Source organism: Psychrobacter sp. FME6 (assembly GCF_014861365.1).
Lineage (GTDB): Bacteria > Pseudomonadota > Gammaproteobacteria > Pseudomonadales > Moraxellaceae > Psychrobacter.
The window spans coordinates 38,207-55,051 of sequence record NZ_RRYW01000010.1 but is presented as its reverse complement, the minus strand read 5'-3'; the positions used below and the strand labels follow the sequence as shown (position 1 = coordinate 55,051).

The window sequence follows — 16,845 nt, the reverse complement described above, 5'->3', positions numbered from 1 at the left end:
GTTCTTGAGTAAGAGATAAAACAGTAGCAGCTTCTGAATGATCATATCCCCATTGTAATATTTCACTATAATCATCTATATTAATGTCGTCAGGTAAGCAAAAAAAGCAATACTCAGGTGTTTTATTCATCAGCCTGTGTTCCTTATATATAGTTTTTGGCATCTTTTCCTTTAAGGCCTCTACTAGATGGAGGTTTGGCATCTGGCAAAACAATATGACTATGATATTTCTAATTGATAGTGCTGACGCAGCTGATTTTTAAAGCTTTTGACTACTGCCAGACATTCCTTAAGTAGGTCACGCTCAAGCGCTGTGAGAGTGATCGGATTCACTTGCCGTGCATGCTTGTCGTCAGTCGAGAGGGCAACTGACAAACGCTGCGCCATAAAAAACTCCAAAGCTTCTAATAAAGTATCGGCGCGCTCTTGGGTCAAGTGTTGGGCTTGTACCAAAGCCTTGAGGCGATCTTTGCTGCTAGGTACTGCCAAGATGTCATTTTCTAATGCCAAGGTACGGATACCATGGACCAGTGGGAAAATACCCGCTTTTTTTAGGTCGATATCTTGCGAGGACGATTTACCGCCCAGTAAAGGTAGATATTTTTGCCACCACTGATTGATATCACCAAACTGTAGTGCGGCGCGTGCGAACTGCCGTACAAACATCGGATCTGACTGGCGATGGGCTGTCTTTAAATGTTGACGTACCTGTGTCAGTAGCGACTCATCACCGCAGACGTATTCGCCATCGAGTATAGCGGACAAATAAATACCATGCATCGGATCGGTATTTTTAAACCACAAACCAATCTGGGCGTTAAATTGTTTTAATGGCTGTCGCCACACAGGATTGGTCATCATAATATTGCCATCGCAAAGTGGATAACCAAGGTCTGCTAAATGGTGGTTAAAAGTATCGGCGAACTGTGCCAAATCAGGATGGCTATAGCCATCACGCATAATGAGTGCATTGTCTTGGTCGGTACGCATGATTTGTTCACCGCGTCCTTCTGAACCCATGACGATGAGGCAGGTATTTACCACGACCTCATTAGGCACGATAAGTTGCCACAGTTTGGTAAAAACTTGCGCGTTGAGGGTTTGTACCATGCGACTGATATTACCAATTTTGACGCCATTTTGATGCTGCACACGAATATAGCGTCCGATAAGCTCAACCGCCGTATCGAGACTGGATAAGTCTTTTGCCTGCTCAATCTGCATACTGATGAGCTGTGAATGGTGACCAATGTGCGCGAGCATGTCGCTTTGCCCAAGTATACCTGCCACGTCGCCGTTTTGGTCAATCACTGGTAGCCGATGGATGCGATAGCGGGTCATGGTCAATAGTGCATCACCAATCTCATCGTCGGCTTTGATGGTGCGCAGATTAAAATTGGCATAACGCTGGCAAGTAGTCGTAGCAGGATCTTGCCGATCGCTGATAGCACGGCAGATATCGGTATCGGTTAAAATCCCTAATAAATGACCTGTGCCATATTGCTCATTTTCAATGTATTCAATGTTCTCTAGGTGATTCAATGGTCGTACCAGTACGTGTTTTAGCCCAGCTTTGGTCATAATATGGGCAGCGTCATATAGGCTATTACTGGCATCGACGATATGGACAGGCAATAAACTGACATCAATGACTGGTTGCAGCATAATTTGCTGTACTTCTTGTTGGTCATTATAGCTGGTCGTGTTTATGGATTTGCTGCGTCGTTGTTGTAACGCCTTTAATCGTTCTGGCAGCTTTTCTGATAGCATTTGGCGGACTAGATGGTTTTGGGCGCTAATTTTATCGACGGTAGCACCCGATACTTGCAGCAGCAAGGTATCCTCAACAGCTCGGTATTGGTAGGGTGTGGTCATGCCAGCTTCAACACTGTCTGGTATGCTTTTGTTATTTTGAGATTCAGGTAGGCGACGGCTATCGAACCAGTCGTTATTATTGAGGTCGTCAGAGTGGTTGCTACCTAGATAAGAAGCGACAAACTCATCGTCGAGTAATTGCTCAATCTGGCCTTTTATGACCACATAAAGGCACTGTAGCTCTGCGGCAGACAAATACTCATCTTTGGCAAGGTAACGGATTTGGGTGTTTTTTCTGATACTTTGACGTTCAGCTAAACTCAATACATCAAAGGGTGGCTGGGTAAAATCAAGATGGGGCATGGCATCATCCTTGATGGCATCGTTGTGAAAGGACAGGATTGTGAAAAGACAGTTTATTATAAAAGTAACTTTACTATAGCATTGTTAGAGATTTCGTTTGATTTGCGATTTTCAGGTTGTATGAATTTTGATAATTGCTACTTATACAGATTATTCAGTTCAACATAAAAGCGAGACGATTATTGTAGTAAGGTAAATAGTAACGTGCTATTGCTATATTTTTTCTTGCTTGCTGTTCGCAGGCGTGACAGAGGCTACAAAAAAATTATAGCCAATAGCACTGTAGGGTTTTTTAAAATGAATTTACTATAGCTATATGCTTGCGTTATGCCGCTAGCAACTGACGAATGCGCTCAATCGCTTCACGGCTCTCCTCAACGCTAGCGACGAGCGCGATACGCACATAACCTTGTCCAGGGTTGTTGCCATTGACCTCACGCGACAGATAGCGTCCTGCTAAGGCGTGAATGTTGGCTTGCTCGTATAGTGCTTTCACGAATACTTCGTCATCACCATTAAACTGCTCAGGGACTTTTACCCAAAAGTAAAATCCAGCTTCAGGCATCCGCAACTCTAATAGATGACCCAATTCAGACATCCATAAGGCGAACTTCTCTTGATACAGAGCACGATTGTGTGCCACGTGTTTTTCATCTTGCCAAGCAGCGATAGAGGCGAGCTGATGCGGTATCGGCATCGCACAGCCTTGATAGGTACGGTATTGTAAATAGCTCTGCAAAATATTGGCATCACCGGCGACAAATCCTGAACGCAGACCCGGCAGGTTTGAGCGTTTGGATAAAGAATGAAAGACGATACAGTTTTTAAAATCATGACGACCAAGGGTAGCACAGGCTTGTAACAAGCCAATTGGTGCCGTGTCAAAATATAGCTCGCTATAACACTCGTCACTGGCAATGATAAAGCCGTATTGATCGGACAGCCGAATCAGGTATTCCCAATCATCCATAGTCATAACCGAGCCGGTTGGATTGTTTGGGTTACAGACGAACAATAGCTGCGTGCGTGCCCAAACATCTTTGGGGACCGAGCGATAATTGCCCTTAAAGTCATTATCCAATGAGCAAGGCACAAAATAAGGCTCTGCTTGTGCCAGTATCGCCGCACCTTCGTATATCTGATAAAACGGATTGGGCATGACTATTATCGGAGAAAAAGCTATAGGAGAAAGAGCAGATATAGGAACAACAGTAGCAGAAACAGGTGAGGGCTGATGAGATGCAGGTAGTGACCGGCTTTCTTTATCGATGGGTTTATGATCGACAACCGCTTGCACCAAGCTAAAAATTGCCTCGCGTGTCCCCATGACTGGTAATACTTGCTTATTTGGGTCGACATGAGTGAGGAAAAATCGCTTTTCCAACCAATGGGCGATGGTTTGGCGCAGCTCAAATAGACCATTGGTGGTTGGATAACGGCTTATTGTGTCCAAGTTTTCTCGTAGAACGTCCAAAACAAATGCTGGTGGCGCATGTTTTGGTTCACCAATACCCAGCTTAATTTCACTATAGTGAAGGGCTGGAGAGCTATCAGCAAGCAATGTTGCCATTTTTGCGAAAGGGTAAGGATGCAGGTATGTCAAGTTGTGATTCATAAGTAGAGTAACTATAATAGACAATTAATAATAAAGTTATAAAGAAAAATTACATTAGAGCAGTGTAGCACTTCTCTTTAGGTTTTATAACTTATAACAATGCAGGACATGACTGCCAGCTTCAATGAGCGCTTATGGTAAGGATAACTTGATATGTCTAGTATTTCAAAAACGAATGATTTCAATGCTAAAGATATCACTAATGAAAATTTTGATAACCGTGTGCAAAGTACTGAAGTATACGAGCTGCTAAAAGAGCGGGAACAATGCTGGTGGCAAACGCGTCAGCACTTAATTGAGCACAAAGAAAATAAAATATTTTGGTTTGGTGAAAACAGCTTAATCATGTGGTTATTATGGCAGTTGGTTGGCTATGTCGTCGTGGCTATCGTAGTAATGTTGCTTAGCAATATGTTGGATGTATCATTACCTTTATGGCAATACGCAGCGTTATTTATATTACAAACGGTTATTTTTCTGGTTACCTTTGCTGCCAAAGGTCGACTGGGCAATCGTTTGCAACGTAACATTGAACAAGAAGAGTTGTTACGCGAACAAGCACTTAGTGAGATGGTTGTTTTGGCAGAAGACAGCCTTTACCCCGATGTACACGCCAAGTCGCCTATCTCTTTGAGAGAGTTATACGATCATCTTGACGGCGAGTTCCATTTAGCAAGCTTAGAGTGCTTATTACAAAAAGAGGTTGATGCTGGTCGTTTAATATTGAGCCAACAGCAGCTAGATATAGAAGTTTTGCCACCCGTGCTCGCTGATGATGAGCTCAATGAACATGCTAGTGAGATGATATATAAAAGCACCTTATAATTGATAATACCTTATAAAAGGTGCTATCAATTATCGTAAAACCCTGCTCAACCACGCCCGTTTTAGACAAGATTGGTGTCTTTTTGTACATTAAAACTGGCTATCAATGCGGTTTTTAATGCTTGTAATCTATCAGTAGATAACGGCTTATCTTTTTGATCACTGATATAAAACATGTCTTCTGCACGCTCACCTAAGGTGGTAATGCGCGCCGCATGAACTTCAATCTTCTGTTGCAAAAAAACCTGTCCGACTCGTGCCAATAACCCAGGTTGATCTAAGGTTTCTAGGCTCATAATATGCTGATCTGATGCCTCATTGAACTCAAAATTAATTTTTGTCGTCACTTCAAAGTGTCTGAGCTGGCGCGGGATACGTTTATGAGTCAGTTTTGGTACTGATGGGTTTTTAAAGGCCGCAATCAGTCGCTGCTTGAGCTCTTGCTGGCTGTCATCGTCGACCAGTAGCGTGCCACTAGGGTCTAACAATACATAAGAGTCCAAGGCAAAATCGCGGGTGGCAGTAATGATGCGCGCATCTAAAACATCGAGATTCATCTGATCAAACACCGCCATGGTGACCGCAAATAAATTGGTCTGATTTTGGGTATAAATAAACACCTGTACTGCATCAAGTGCCAGCTCACGATGTTCGCGTAACACCACCAACGGTGCACTATCGGTATCAGAGGCACGACCAATGGGCGGATGACTCAAAATCGCTTCGGTATGCCATAAGATATCTTCAGGGATTTCTCGTAGGAAATACTCATCCCCTAGGTCATCCCATAGCCGCAATACCTCATTATGATTCATGTGCATATTATCGACATTATCGAGCATGGCCGCCGCTTGCTTGCGCGTGGCAGTGATCATATCCTGCCGATTGGTCGGTGCATCGATATCAGCGCGCAGGATACGCCGTGTTTGTGAGTATAGCTGCTTCATAAGCGTGGCCCGCCAGCTATTCCATAACTGTGGATTGGTCGCATTCATATCAGCGACAGTCAGCACATAGAGATGATTGAGATGGGTGACATTGCCGACTAAGTCCGCAAAAATACTGACGATTTCTGGGTCTGAGATGTCCTTTTTCTGCGCAGTCATCGACATCAGTAAATGATAGCGAGTAAGCCAGCCGACTAAGTTGGCATCTGCCACACTCATGCCATGGGCTAGGCAAAACTCAATCGATTCCGTTTGCCCAAGCTCGCTATGGTTGCCGCCGCGTCCTTTGGCGATATCATGGAACATCGCTGCCAGTACCAAGATCTCTTTGCGCTCGATACGCTGAAAAATAGAGCTAACCAGTGGAAAGTCTTCATAAAAACGCGGATCGGTAAAGCGGTGCAAGATGCGAATCAAAAATAAAGTATGCGCATCTACGGTATAGCGATGAAATAAGTCGTATTGCATCATACCAGTGACTTGGGCAAAAGCAGGAATATAATTACCCAAAACCCCATAGCGATTCATGGCACGCAGGCGATGAAACAAATAGTTCTGCTCTTTTAAATTGGCTAAAAAAAGCGCTTGGTGAGTGGGGTTGTCTCTATAAACCTGATCGATACCGCGTGCGGCAATTTTTAGCGCACGCAGCGTATGAGTGCGGACGTTTTTGATACCGTACTGACCCATGAGTAAAAACATCTCTAGTATGGCTTCAGGATGCTGAGCAAAAACCCTGTGGTGCGCCATGGCAATTTGTTCGCCGACTTTATTAAAGCGCGCGTTAATTGGCTGTTTTTTTGGACGTTCATTGTCAGGTAGCTGCGGCTCTATAATCGTCTCATAATAATGATTGATCAGCATCTCAGACAGCGTCGATATCTGCATGGCGCAGCGATAATAATCGCGCATAAAACGCTCAACAGCGGCATTAGGCTGATCATCTGGCTGGGTCTCATAGCCCATCAATTGCGCAACTTCACGCTGATAGTCAAACAACAGCCTATTCTCGTTGCGACCGGTTAATATATGTAGATAGTGACGTATTTGCCATAGATAGCTTTCCGCAAAGCTCAGCTCATCAAATTCTTTTTCTGTTAAAAAGTTTTGTTGTACCAAGTCATAAAGTTTGCCAACACGAAAGTAGCGTTTGCTTACCCAACCGATAATATGGATATCACGTAAACCACCAGGGGCGGTTTTGATATTGGGCTCAAGATTGTATTCTGTGGCATTGTGCTGCAAGTAGCGCGCTTTTGCTTCATTGATTTTCACCTCAAAGAACGCACGCGGCGACCACTGTTTATTGACGATTTGCAGAGGCACTTCTTGCAAAGCCTCGTTACCCACGAGCAGCCGCGCCTCTAACAGCGCACTGGCAATGGTATGATCGAGTGCCGCTTCTAACCCGTCATCGACGCTACGTACTGATAGCGCAGGCTCAAGCCCAATATCCCACAGCAGGGCGACCAAATTGTCGATTTTACCGCTGGTGTCGGTATCAATTTCGTCGGGGGAGAGCAATAAAATATCGACATCTGAATACAGCGACAGCTCACCGCGACCATAGCCGCCTATTGCAAATAATGCTAAATCCGTCTTGTCTAACTCAAACCAATCAAACAAAGCGATGAGCAGTCCATCGATAGCGCAGGCGCGTGCCTCGACCAGTTGCCGGATACTGACGCCTCGTTCCAGTGCGCGGCTGATATCGTCATTGATTTGGAGTAACCATTCAGGAATGCCGAATAGCGATTTTTCTGTTATGTCATTATTTGTTTGGACGTTATTCGCTGGCAGGGTACTGACTAGCTGGTTATCGACTAGCAAGGAGGCGGCTGGCAAGGAGGCGGCTGGCAAGGAGGCGGCTGGCAAGGAGGCGGCTGTCTTGAGGTTGTTTGATAATATAGGCATCGGCGTCAAATCAATGGTGGCGACATCACAATTAAACATGAGTGTTATCCAATTAAAAATTTAAAAATAAAGCGCTAAGGCGTGTTAAAACCAAATAAAACGGAGTTATTTTTAGTTCACTTAGGTGTTCATCGATTGAATTGAGAACACGCCCTAATTATAATCCAAAAAAAAGACCGCCTAGGCGATCTTTTATGGGGTTATTGGGTTAAAAAACTTAAGTCTTCTTCGGGTCGAGTGGTGAATACTTCACAGCCATTATCAGTCACGACCATGGTGTGCTCCCACTGCGCGGATAGCTTACGGTCTTTGGTAATGGCAGTCCATTCGTCTGGCAAAATTTTGGTCTGCCAAGTACCTTGGTTAATCATCGGCTCGATGGTAAAGGTCATGCCGGTTTTTAGCTCAAAGCCGGTGCCTTTTTTACCATAGTGCATCACTTGCGGCTCATGGTGGAATTCATCGCTAATGCCATGACCACAGAACTCGCGCACGATACTGAAACGCTCAGGCTCGACCACTTCTTGGATAGCGGCACCGATATCACCGAGACGAACGCCATCTTTGACCACGCTCATGCCAGCATAGAGTGCATCTTGCGCCACCTTGCAGATACGCTGCGCCATGATGGAGCCATCGCCAATGATCCACATTTTAGAGGTATCACCATAATAACCATCCTTGATGACGGTCACATCGATATTGATGATATCGCCATCTTTTAGCAGTTTGTTTTCGGTAGGGATACCGTGACAAACCACGTGGTTGACCGAGGTACAGATGGATTTAGGAAAGCCGTTATAGTTAAGCGGAGCAGGAATAGCCTTCTGCACATTAACGATATAATCATGAGCAATTTGGTTTAATGCTTCGGTGCTGACCCCAACTTTGACATGCTCATCGAGCATGACCAATAATTCGCTAGCAAGCTTGCCGGCCACGCGCATTTTTTCTATGGCTTCGGGGGACTGGATAAGAGATTTTTTAGTCATCATTGTCTTACTTATAGTTATGGAGTTTATGTGTTTAAATTATAGCATAAATGCATTAGTGGTGGTTTTGCTAGCCTTAACAATGGCTCTGTCTATTGATTAGATGTTTTGTGGTTAATATATGGCATAATTTGACTGTATAGTCATCGAAATATTGTATATATTTAAAAAATCAATTGAATATTACAAATTATAGAAGTATTGTAATTTTAGTTGCCAAATGGATTGGCAGTGGTTTTTAGCGCTTTTGCGCTGGATGCAATAGATAAGATTCTTTATAAAAACTACAAAACTTTAACGATAACAAGTTTAACGATAACAAGGATGTTGTTATGACTCAGAAACTTCCCCCGCGTGCCCGTGTTTTTCTCACGCCAAGCGCATTTTTGCCGTCACTCTGTGCCATTGGCGCTGGTGTTCTAATGCTGACCTTGCAAACGACCTCTGCCCAAGCAGCGGGTCAGTACTATAACTGTGCCAATCCTACGGGTTGTAAATTGGTCAGTAGTAAACATTGGACATCAAAGCACACTGATACCAAATATCCTGTCGTCATGGCGCATGGTCTGGGTGGGTTTACCAAGGCATTTGGATTGGTTGACTATTTTTATGGTATTCCTGAAACGCTTATGAAAGGAGGCAGTCAGGTCTATACCACCAAGACATCATCAGTGAATAATAGTGAGTTCCGCGGTGAGCAATTACTGCAACAAGTTAAAACCATCAGCGCCATCTCAGGCAGTCCCAAAGTCAATTTACTTGGTCACAGTCAAGGCGGTATCGATATTCGTTATGTCGCTGGTGTTGCACCAGAGTATGTGGCTTCGGTAACCGCAATCTCAAGTCCGGAGCAAGGCTCAAAAATGGGCGATTGGGTCATCAAACAAGTTGTTGAAGGCAGTGCCAATGATGGCTATGGAGAAGGCGAGTTTAATGTTGGCTCACAGATTGCCCTAGGTTTCTTTAAGTTCGTCGGTGGCTTTATGGATATCAGCGCCGGCATTAGCTTTAAGGAGTTACAAGAGCAAGATGGCTGGAATGCAGTTCAAGCCCTATCTACTGATTACGCCGCCAAATTTAACGCTAAGTTTCCAGCAGCGATGCCGACCAGCTACTGTGGTCAGCCCGCCAATACTGAAGTTAATGGGATTAAGTATTATTCATTCAGCGGCATTGGGCAGATAACCAATGGCCTCGACCCCAGTGATTATATGCTGGCTCTGACAGGGTCGACGTTTAATGGTGATCCAAACGATGGCTTGGTATCTGCTTGTTCGAGCCGCCTCGGTTACGTGGTGCGTGATGATTATCGGATGAATCATTTAGATTCCGCCAATCAAGTCTTGGGTCTGACCGCATGGGGGCAGCCTGATCCTAAAACCCTATACCGCGACCAAGTGAACCGCCTGAAAAAAGCCAGTCTATAAAGGGTGTTGATAAAATTGGCACAAGCTTATTATTACCTTGAGTCTGCCTAGATTGTATAGAAACAGGGTCCACAGTGTTGGCCCTGTTTTTTTATATCAAAGATGTATGGTCGATGCTAAATTAAGATAAGTTTTTTTGACGCGTGACTGGTATTAATTTTTCTTGCTTGCTGTGTCTACGCTGACAGAGGCTGCAAAAAATAATACCAGTCGCATGGTATCTTTTTTTACATCGAACTGACTATATATAAACTGATTGATTAAATAAGATGTTTTCGTTATGTCCAATAATCGCCATTTCCCGTTGTTGCCCATCGTTATTATTGCTGTGTTTATCGCTATAACAATAGCGGTTATTTTATGGTTTAAGCCTAATAACAGCGGTGTTGACGCTTCACCCATGACTACTACCGCAAACAGTAACGACGGTGAGCTTGACTCGACAAATATGGCTGGGTCAAACAACAGTGTTAGTACTTCATCAAATCAAGATAACGCTGGTTTTAGAACAGGACTGGAGAATCTGCCGCGCTCATTACAAGGCACCGATGTCGATGGTGAGATTATCATTGACGAAAATAAACAGCTGGTAGTCACCGAAGGCTTACGGCGCTTGTTTGATTATTTTTTATCGGCACTTGGTGAGGAAGACGAGGCCATTATCTATACTCGTGTGCAAAGCTATATTCGCAATCACACGCCAGAACCTGCTGCCAGCCAAGCTATGACCATATTTGATCAGTATGTAGCTTATCTTAAAGCAATTCCTGATATAGAAAATCGTTATGGAAACTTGCAGTTGCAAGCAACAGAAAACGGCGAGCTAGATTTAAACGTTGTCGCACAACAAAAGCAAGATGTGGCTAAACTACGTCAGCAGCATTTTGAAAAGGCGACAATCACGGCGTTCTTTGGAGCAGAAGATGAATACGATGATTACAGTATCGAGATGGTGAAAATCAATCAAAACCAACAGCTATCTGATGCGCAAAAACAAGCCGCAAAGCAAGACTATATAAGCCGCATGCCAGACAACACGACCAAAGCCAATCTTACCCAACAAGCCAACCTAAATGAGTTGATGAGCCGCACAGAGCAGATGAAAGACAAAGGCGCAACGGCTGAAGAGTTATATAGTATGCGTCGGGAGTTAGTCGGCGCGCCAGCAGCAGCAAGGCTTGCCCAACTGGATCAAGAAGACGCTAATTTTGATCAGCGATTTAATCAATATCAAGCGCAAAAGCAGCGCCTTTTGAGCCAAACTAACGATAAAACACAGGCTCAAAATCAAATCAATCAGATGGAGCAACAACTGTTTAATGATGCGGAGCGCAAACGGTTGGCAGGGTATGCCGCTGTGCAGCAACAGAAAATGTCCAATACAAATTAGGGCCTGTCGTCGATCTGAACGAAAGCAATTATCAATCTGAATGAAAGCAACTAAAAAGCAACTAAATTGGTAAAAATGAGCACAGGTAATGAAGGTTTAGGTCGTGATATTTTAGGGAGGACAGCTTGAGAGAAGCTAGATTTAAAGAGTGAGCAGGCGCTAACAGCTAATAGGTCGCTTAGCAAGGTATGTTAGCAAAAACCCTATAGAGTAAACAAATATGGTTGTAATTATACACTTAATCTATCATGACAAATGGGTGACGATTATGCATAATAGCCGCGTTGCTACGATTGATGATTACAACAATAAATTAATCACAGCAAGAAATTAATCACAGCAAGTACAAATGCTTAGGGGGTGTACCTAATGTTTTCAAAATTAGGATGCACTTTAGCATAATGAACAATACTTGATTTATATTTGATTTTATAGGAGTTTATATGAAAAACATGACTAAAATGATGATGGCGGCTACTTTGGCTGTAGGTACACTAGCTGCTGGTTGCCAAACCACGCCTAGCGTTACCGCACCAGTTGCGCAACCAATTACGGCTAAGGCTTTACAAGCGTATGATTGGCAGCTTGTTGATGCCAAGCGTACCAATGGCGACAAAGTAAGCCAGCTGTTCTTCGATCCGGCTAAGCCATTAACATTGAAATTCTTTAAAGATAATGGCAATGACCGCGTTACATTTGTGAACACCTGCAATAACATGGGCGCTAACTATAGTGTTGAGAATGGCAATGTCGTATTAGGTAACGTTTTATCTACTATGATGGCCTGCCCTGAGCCACAAGCAAGCTTTGATACAGCAACTATGGCGACTGTACAAGGTAAATATAGCATCAATGAGAATGCCAATAAAACCCCTATTTTGACCATCACCAATGATAAGCAAGTTGCTCACTTCAAAGCAATTTCTAAATAATCCAGTGATTTAGCCGATTATTCATTTGGCTTAAATATACTGTCGCTGTAGATTAAAACGTGCCTCACTTATTAGTGGGGCATTTTTTTGATCTAAAATAAGTGTCTAATCTAGGTTACACTGGCTCTATCGCTTGGTTCTGGCGTGGAGATTTCTCATATCCATATAAAGTGTGTCGAAATAAAGTGTGTTGAACATTTTTTTCTTGCTTGCTGTTCGCCAGCGTGACAGAGGCTGCAAAAGACTCACTCCAGTAACACTTGTATCGGTTTTAAAGTAAATCAACATATTAGGGCAATATCTTATGTTAAAAGCTACTGTGTCCAAACAATCCTTTGATAGATGCAATATAAGTAGGTACAAGGTAAGCTTTATGGCTGCGCTTCCCATATTGGTCATCCCAATGCTCACTGTACTAACAGGGTGTCAAACCATACTAGATACTGCGCCTAAAGCACCTGCCAGTATGATTATCAATAAGAAGCTGAACACGAGTAATCCGCTCACTGCAAAAATGCCAGCGATAGATCAGCAAGGCTATATTGCTTATGTCGAAGAACAAGGCGTCGGTGTTGCTAAAGTCTCTACGCTATATCGTATCAGGCCGGATGGCAGCAATCGCCAAATGATTGACCAGCTAAATGGCTATATCTATGCGCCGGTGTGGTCAACGGACGGTCAAATGCTTGCTTATAGCAAACAAGCGCCGCGCCAGCATCCGAAGATTTATATTTATAATGTTAAGAGTAATAGCAAAAATCTAGTCGTAAACGCCGAGGGCAGTAATTTATCACCGTCATTCTCACCTGATGGGCAAAAAATCCTCTATAGCTCGACCGTCGGTGGCAATGCTGATATCTATGAGATGCGCCTCAGCGATGGCAGTATCAAACAACTCACCACTTTACCGAGTACTGAGGTACAGCCAAGCTATGCAAGCGATGGCAAGAGCTTCGTTTATACCAGTGATAAAGTACGTGCTGGACGTCCAAGTATTTATCGTTATTATTTTGCCACGGGTCACGCAGCATTGATATCGACGGGAGGCTATGCCGCCAGTCCACAGCTTAGTATAGATGGTCAGCGCTTGGCATACCTTAATGGCCGCAAAGCGGCGGTGATGACACTCGGCACAGGAAAAGTGATTAATCTGGCAGAGACGGGTCTTGATGAGCCTGCCCGATTATCACCGTCTGGGCAATATGCCATTTATCCAATGCGTCACTCAAATTTAGGCGGGCAAGTCGATGGTAAAAGTGGAGGCGGTCTGGTCATACACTCATTGTCGGGTAATACCAGCTACGCCATTAATGACAAAGAGGGTGGCATGGTACGCTCACCGATTTGGGGACGTTAATAGTGAAAGCTCTATATTAAGTAATGAGATGTCTATATAATCACCAATAAAGAAACATAAGTCGATTATAAAAGTCTGGATTTTAGAGGTTATTTATTATCCACTTAACTTCCTCAAACCTAACAAGGTCATCGTAGCCCGACCTTGTTATTCAACATATAGTCGATACTGAATAAAATAGATACACAGCACTATACAGCGTGACTGGTACAAATTTTTCTTGCTTGCTGTGCCTACGCCGACAGAGGCTACAAAAAATGTATCCCAGCCCCGCTGTATCTCTTTTATATTGACCTGGCTATATAAAATCAAAACGTATCGTATTAAATCGAGCCATCAAGATATTACAGTGGGTGGCTAAAAGGAGAAAACGGGCAATGCAAGAATCTTTTTTAGTATTTATCACTAAAATCAGTTTATACCCCACGTTTATTTTTACGGGGCTTGTGATGTTCGTTACTTTGTATTGGGTGGTCTCTTTACTCGGTATGGCAGATATGGATAGCGTAGATTTAGGTGATTCAGGCGGCGATGTAGATGCTTCCAACTTATCATCAGCAGGGTTTTTTACGGGTCTTATGCTCAAATTTGGGCTTTACGGTGTGCCTTTAATCATCATACTAAGCTTAATTAGCTTAATCGGGTGGTTATTAAGCTATTTATATAGCAGCTTCTTACATCAATATTTTGACTCTGGACTTTTATACTATCTATTTGGTACTGGGGCTCTGATTTTTGTATTGGTGGTCTCCATGTGGCTGACCGGTATTATTATTTCACCTATTCGCAAAAATATCACCAAAATTCCAAAGCGTAATGCCTCGAGTAATCTCGGAAAAACGGCAATTGTGCGCACGCTTAGTGTGACCGACAAACACGGCGAGGCGGAATTAAGTGATGGCGGTGCCGGATTGATACTTAGAATTCGTCCCGATATCAACGATAATGATTATCTGCTCAAGCAAGGTGACAAAGTGGTATTGGTAGAGTATTTGGATGAGATTAATGCCTACCGAGTCGCTCTGGCCAAAGATAAAGAACCATCGTCAATGATTTAACCAATAGGGCTTTGGTTATAGGCTTTAGCGATAGATTGGATTAAGAGTTAAAAATAAATAGGTAATCGCAGTTAATCGATAGCGGCTGAGTAAGTGTAGAAGAAAGATCAGCTATTGATAAGAAAGATATTAACGGTTTTAAATTTGGTTGGAATGTTTTAATTAAAGGAAGGAATATGGACATACTCATTATCGTCGGCGTGGTTGTGGTGCTGGCGTTTGTTTTCATTATGGCTGCGCTTTTGATGCTAAAAGCCTTCTACTTTAAGGTAGAGCAGGGTAAGGCGTTGATCATTAACGGGGTCAACAAAATCGCCGTACGTTTCGATGGCGGTTTTGTGTGGCCAGTCATTAACAAAAAGGAGTTAATGAGAATCTCGCTAATCACCCTAGAGGTGGATAGACGCGGTAAAGAAGGACTGATTTGTGCGGATAACATGCGTGCTGATATCACGGTGGCGTTTTATTTGCGGGTCAATGAGACTGAAGAAGACGTGCTTAAGGTTGCTAAATCTCTTGGCGCTGAGAGAGCCTCAGACAAAGTGGCCGTTAATGAGCTGTTTAATGCTAAGTTCTCGGAAGCCTTAAAAACGGTTGGTAAGCAAATTGATTTCGTCAAATTGTTTGAGAATCGCAGTGAGTTTCGTGACAGTATCGTTAAAGAGATTGGCAATGATCTAAACGGCTATGTCTTAGAAGATGTGGCGATTGATTACTTAGAGCAAACCCCGAAAGTGTCCTTGGATTCGAGTAATATCTTAGATTCTGAGGGTATCAAAAAGATTACTCAATTAACAGCCTTTCAAAACGTCATGACCAACGAGCTTGAGCGTGATGAAGAGTTGGCGGTTAAAAAGAAAAACGTTGAAACGGTCGAAGCGATGCTTGAGCTTGAGCGTCAACAAGCAGATGCTGAAGCCAAACAGAAACGCGAAATATCCTCAGTGATTGCCCGTGAGACGGCTGAGACGCGTAAGATTGAAGAAGAAGAACGTAAAAAGTCTGAAACCGCGATTATTATGGTTGAGCAGGATTTAGCGATTCAGCGCGAAAACCAACAACGTGAAGTTGAAGTGGCGGGACAAAATCGTCTGCGTGCGGTGGTTATTGAAGAAGAGAAGGTCACCCGAGCTCGTGATTTAGAAATTGTCTCGCGCGAGCGTGAAGTTGACTTGCAACGTATCGAAGCCGAGCGTGCGATTGAGCTTGAGAAAAAAGAAATTGCTAACGTCATTCGTGAGCGTATCGCGGTAGACAAAACCGTCGCTCAAGAAGAAGAGCGCATCAAAGAAGTTCGCGAAGTCAGCGAAGCTGAGCGAGCTAAGCAAACACGCGTACTGGCAGCCGAAGCTGACGCTGAAGAAATCAAAGTGCGTCAAGTCAAAAAAGCAGAAGCAGAAGAGTTGTCTGCCAAGCACAAAGCAGTCGAGATTACCACGCTTGCCAATGCCAACCTTGAAGCCTCAGCCAAAGATTCAGAGGCCAAAATTAAAATGGCCGAAGGTATCAAAGCCGAAGAGTCCGCACATGGCTTTGCTGAAGCCGCGATTCAAGAGGTAAAAGCTGCCTCTTTAGAAAAAGAAGGTCTGGCTAAAGCCAATATTATCAAAGCGACAGGTCAAGCCGAAGCGCAATCAGAGCGTGAAAAAGGCATGGCTGATGCTGAAGTTATCGCGGCTCGCGGTGCATCTAATGCCAAAGCCGAACATGATATCGGACTGGCAGATGCGCAAGTCATTGCCGCTCGCGGTGAGTCAAACGCTAAGGCTGAGCGCGAAGTTGGACTGGCCAAAGCCGAAGTGACTCGTGCCCATTTCCAAGCAGAAGCAGATGGTCTGGTCGAGAAGTTCAATGCCATGGGTAGCATGAGCAAAGAAGCTCGCGAGCACGAAGAGTTCCGTATGGGTCTTGAAACTGCCTTGCAAGAAGCGATGGCGTCGATTGATGCTGGTAAAGAGATTGCCAAAGAAAACGCTGAAGTATTGGCGGTCGCGCTACAAAAAGCCAAAATCGATATCGTTGGCGGTGAAGCGCACTTCTTTGATAACTTTGCTAAGTCGCTATCGATTGGTAAAGCCATCGATGGTCTCGCTGGCAAGTCAGATACTTTGGGCGGCATTATCAATACCATGATGGCCAATCAAGTAATGAATAAAACCAATAAAGCGAACGATGAGTCTGATAACAAACCTGCTTAATCTAACGCTTCA

General features: G+C 43.8%; 11 protein-coding genes. 7 read left to right on the top strand and 4 right to left on the bottom strand.

Features of this window, described 5'->3' with window-relative positions; translation table 11 throughout:
* Positions 1-219: 219 nt before the first annotated feature.
* Both EI162_RS02770 and dapC read right to left on the bottom strand, forming a co-directional pair.
* Positions 220-2,178: a DUF294 nucleotidyltransferase-like domain-containing protein gene (locus EI162_RS02770; RefSeq protein ID WP_192522910.1), complete on the bottom strand. Its 1,959-nt coding sequence runs from the start codon at positions 2,176-2,178 to the stop codon at positions 220-222.
* Between the two features lie 325 nt (positions 2,179-2,503).
* Complete coding sequence (gene dapC, locus EI162_RS02765; RefSeq protein WP_192522909.1) at positions 2,504-3,793, bottom strand: succinyldiaminopimelate transaminase; 1,290 nt, start codon at positions 3,791-3,793, stop codon at positions 2,504-2,506.
* A gap of 153 nt (positions 3,794-3,946) precedes the next feature.
* On the opposite strand from dapC, the gene EI162_RS02760 reads away from it, so the two are divergent.
* A complete protein-coding gene (locus EI162_RS02760) occupies positions 3,947-4,618 on the top strand; it encodes a hypothetical protein (RefSeq protein WP_192522908.1) in 672 nt (223 codons plus the stop codon).
* Positions 4,619-4,680: 62 nt separating this feature from the next.
* On the opposite strand, the gene glnD is transcribed toward EI162_RS02760, so the two are convergent.
* Both glnD and map read right to left on the bottom strand, forming a co-directional pair.
* Positions 4,681-7,518, bottom strand: coding sequence for a [protein-PII] uridylyltransferase (gene glnD, locus EI162_RS02755; protein WP_192522907.1), 2,838 nt, complete (start codon positions 7,516-7,518; stop codon positions 4,681-4,683).
* 161 nt (positions 7,519-7,679) lie between these two features.
* Positions 7,680-8,471 carry a type I methionyl aminopeptidase gene (map, locus tag EI162_RS02750; RefSeq protein WP_413038367.1) on the bottom strand — a complete coding sequence of 264 codons (792 nt, stop codon included), beginning with the start codon at positions 8,469-8,471 and terminating at the stop codon, positions 7,680-7,682.
* A 332-nt stretch (positions 8,472-8,803) separates the two neighbouring features.
* On the opposite strand from map, the gene EI162_RS02745 reads away from it, so the two are divergent.
* From EI162_RS02745 to EI162_RS02720, 6 genes are all read left to right on the top strand, one after another.
* A complete protein-coding gene (locus EI162_RS02745; RefSeq protein ID WP_192522905.1) occupies positions 8,804-9,898 on the top strand; it encodes an esterase/lipase family protein in 1,095 nt (364 codons plus the stop codon).
* A gap of 280 nt (positions 9,899-10,178) precedes the next feature.
* Positions 10,179-11,288 (top strand): lipase secretion chaperone, encoded by a 1,110-nt coding sequence (locus EI162_RS02740; RefSeq protein ID WP_192522904.1) that lies wholly within the window; start codon positions 10,179-10,181, stop codon positions 11,286-11,288.
* A gap of 443 nt (positions 11,289-11,731) precedes the next feature.
* Entirely contained in the window at positions 11,732-12,220 is a 489-nt protein-coding gene (locus tag EI162_RS02735) for an META domain-containing protein (protein ID WP_192522903.1), read from the top strand.
* Between the two features lie 373 nt (positions 12,221-12,593).
* The gene (locus EI162_RS02730) at positions 12,594-13,577 is read left to right on the top strand and encodes a Xaa-Pro aminopeptidase (RefSeq protein WP_225736892.1); all 984 of its coding nucleotides are present in this window, start codon (positions 12,594-12,596) and stop codon (positions 13,575-13,577) included.
* Positions 13,578-13,954: 377 nt separating this feature from the next.
* Positions 13,955-14,635, top strand: a complete 681-nt coding sequence (locus EI162_RS02725) for an OB-fold-containig protein (protein WP_192522901.1) — start codon at positions 13,955-13,957, stop codon at positions 14,633-14,635.
* 176 nt (positions 14,636-14,811) lie between these two features.
* Positions 14,812-16,833, top strand: a complete 2,022-nt coding sequence (locus tag EI162_RS02720; protein WP_192522900.1) for a hypothetical protein — start codon at positions 14,812-14,814, stop codon at positions 16,831-16,833.
* The last annotated feature ends 12 nt before the right edge of the window (positions 16,834-16,845 follow it).